This window comes from Vibrio sp. 2130-1 (assembly GCF_033339515.1).
Genome location: NZ_JAWOUT010000563.1, coordinates 1 through 563 on the forward strand (window position 1 = coordinate 1; position 563 = coordinate 563).

At 46.7% G+C, this 563-nt stretch carries 1 protein-coding gene; it reads left to right on the top strand.

Features of this window, described 5'->3' with window-relative positions; all coding sequences use genetic code 11:
• The coding region (locus tag R7Q09_RS27405) for a 4-hydroxybenzoate octaprenyltransferase (protein WP_318144115.1) at window positions 1–563 on the top strand (563 nt) is incomplete at both ends.

Genomic DNA, 563 nt, shown 5'->3' on the forward strand with positions numbered 1-563 from the left:
GTAAGGTCACGGCGAAAGAGGCGATTGGCTTATTTTTGGTTTTGGCCGTGAGCTCATTCTTACTTGTTTTGACTATGAACCCCTTAACGATTCAGCTCTCTTTTGCGGGCCTTGTCTTAGCCTTTATCTACCCTTTTATGAAGCGTTACACGCATATCCCGCAGCTGTTTTTGGGATTAGCGTTTAGCTGGGCGATTCCTATGGCATGGGCGGCACAAACCGGTGAGCTACCAGTGATGGTTTGGTTTGTGTTTGTGATTAATGCATTGTGGACGATTGCCTACGACACTCAGTATGCAATGGTGGATCGCGATGACGATTTAAAAATCGGTATCAAATCGACAGCGATTCTGTTCGGTCGCCACGACAAGTTAATCATTGGAGTGTTACAGTTAGTGACGTTGGCGATGTTGGTGGGGCTAGGGCAGTTTTATCAATTAGGCCAGAGTTACTACTGGACGGTGCTGATTGCCGCATCATTGTTTGTTTATCAGCAGCATTTGATCCGTCACCGCGAGCGCGATTTGTGTTTCAGAGCTTTCCTTAACAACAACTACGTTGGC